Annotated in this window: 2 protein-coding genes; one reads left to right on the forward strand and one right to left on the reverse strand. The window is 40.2% G+C overall.

What is annotated here, in order from left to right; all coding sequences use genetic code 11:
• The first annotated feature begins 313 nt into the window (after window positions 1-313).
• Entirely contained in the window at window positions 314-1522 is a 1209-nt protein-coding gene (locus ACFINR_RS07065; protein ID WP_375653668.1) for an MFS transporter, read from the forward strand.
• Between the two features lie 426 nt (window positions 1523-1948).
• On the opposite strand, the gene ACFINR_RS07070 is transcribed toward ACFINR_RS07065, so the two are convergent.
• Window positions 1949-2320: a helix-turn-helix domain-containing protein gene (locus tag ACFINR_RS07070; RefSeq protein WP_375653671.1), complete on the reverse strand. Its 372-nt coding sequence runs from the start codon at window positions 2318-2320 to the stop codon at window positions 1949-1951.
• Window positions 2321-2364: the final 44 nt, after the last annotated feature.

The following is a 2364-nucleotide window of genomic DNA, read 5'->3' on the forward strand; positions in this document are numbered from 1 at the left end:
CAAAAAAGAGGGGCGCGTGTTTTGGTGCAAAGAGACGGGGCAGTAAAAAATCGCTTGTTAGTGCTTTGTTGCGTGAAAGTTGTTGGTGCCTTTAGGGCGTGAGGAAGAATTGATCATCTAAGCAGTATTGCTAACAAATAAGCAGTATTGCTAAGGAAAAAGAGGGGCGCGTGTTTTGGTGCAAAGAGACGGGGCAATAAAAAGTTGCTTGTTGGTGCTTTGTTGCGTGAAAGTTGTTGGTGCCTTTAGGGTGTGAGGAAAAATTGGTCATCTAATCAGTATTGCTAACGAAAAAGAAGGGGTGCGTGTTTTGGTGCAAAGAGACGGGGCAGTAAAAAATCGCTTGTTGGTGCTTTTGCTGGGTAATGGCGTGGTGTCATTTGGCGGTTGGATTGATTATATCGTGATTTTGACCGTATCTGTGTTCACGTGGAAAGCTGATCAATATGATGTCGCTTTTATTGGAGCGGCAACATTATTACCTGGTATCGTTCTGTCTAAGCCAATTGGAATGTTGGTAAGTCACCGTTCTATGATCCATTGGTTGCGGGCGTCACTGCTGTTACGGGCACTCTGTACTGTCGGTTTATTGATGGCGACGAGTCTGCAAGGATTTATTATACTGGCAGTTATTCGAGCGACATTCAACAGTCTAGCCATGCCTGCAATTTCCGTTCTCAGTGCAAATTCGGTGCCTGAAAACGGACGGACTCGTTACTATTCTGTGCTTAACATGATCAATAGCGCGGCAAAGATGATAGGACCTGCTTTGGGGAGTGCTCTGTCTGTACTTTTATCAGATACCTATACTTTATTGTTTTCTGGATTTTTGACATTGCTAGGCTTTATGGTGTTTTGTTGTCTTGGTGCACAACCTGTCTCGTCGCTCATGATAAAAACAGCGAATACCATAAAATCAAAGCAGAGGCTTTATGAGACAACTTGGTATGCCTATGTGGCGGTGATGTTTGTGTATTTTGCCATGATCTTTATGGTGAATAATCAGTTGCCGGTTATTCTTAGTGCAATGAAAATGAATAAACAGGCTCTTGGGATGCTGGTATCGGCTTCGGCAATCGGTAATTTTCTCTATGGATTTTGGAGTGTGAAACAATCAAAGCATAAACCCCTTACAGGCAAAATATCAGAGTTGTTAATGCCGGCAATGTCAACAATGATTGGTTTTGTCATGATCTCAGTGTGCTTTTTTTACTTTGATTTACTCCGTATTGAGACTTTGTTGCTCTGTTTTTTCCTTATTGGAATGGTTAGCGCTTACTTTTCCATATCTTCTAATGTTTATCTGGTAAGCAATTTCAATGAACAGATTGGATTGGCTTCCGGATGGGTGCAGTCTATACAAAATTTAGCTATGTTGGTGGCGCCGTTTGTTGGAGCGTTTGTTTTAGGTCACACTTCGGCTGGAAAATTGTTCCTTCTTTCTGGATTGAGTGGATTATTCTGTTTATTGGCTATCAGGATATTGCTGAACCGTTCTTTGTTAATTGTTCGATCTCAATGATTGGCTCATCAATAAAACAAATGTTTTAAATCATTTTTCTGAGATTTAGAGGACGTGGAGATAATCCAACATAGAGCAGCTTTTTTGACGTTATAGGTTTAATCTTTGATTTTTACTTAAACGCTCATATGTTTTTTTCGGGGCTTTGCCTTCTTGATACGGTTCCACTGTCTCGTAAACGCAATAGGGGGCATGGTTTTGAGCGACAATGTCATTTTTGTTTAACTCCGCTTTGCTACAAATAGTCAAACTTAAAAACTCAGCTGCCAATCCTTAATCAGCTTGACTTGAAGCAATAATGGAAACAGAAAACGAGGAGCTATAGTGTGAATTATCTTATATGCCATAAAACATCACTCTTGGAGGTATGGTGATATCAGGTATGGGAAACTTTAGGCGGGGGTATGTTAATTGTTGCTCTTTTTCCTAATCAGAAATTAACCATAAGATTGCTTTTTGTTTTTTCGGCTGGAGGTCTCTAAAATTTTTTAAAAGGGTGTGTTCTTTTTCGCTATATGTTTCTTGATTGTGGTGTGAGGTATTTTCTTTTGTGGGAAGATCTTCTTTTGTAGCAATATCTGCATAAAAAAAGTTTACGGGAACTTCTAGTTTTTGAGCGATTTTGAGTAAATACCCTACGCTTACACGATTTAAGCCTTTTTCGTATTTTTGGATTTGTTGGAAACTGACACCTAAATGGCTTCCTAATTCTTTTTGGGAAAACCCTATTGAAATGCGTCTGTGACGGATTCTTTTGCCTATCAGAATGTCGATAAAATGTGGATTTTTAGTTGGCACTTCAAGCCCCCCTCCGGTTGCGAGCGCCCTCGCATTGGTATTCC

The sequence above is a fragment of the Bartonella sp. AP19HLJMH genome (genome assembly GCF_042196245.1).
Classification (GTDB): Bacteria; Pseudomonadota; Alphaproteobacteria; order Rhizobiales; family Rhizobiaceae; genus Bartonella.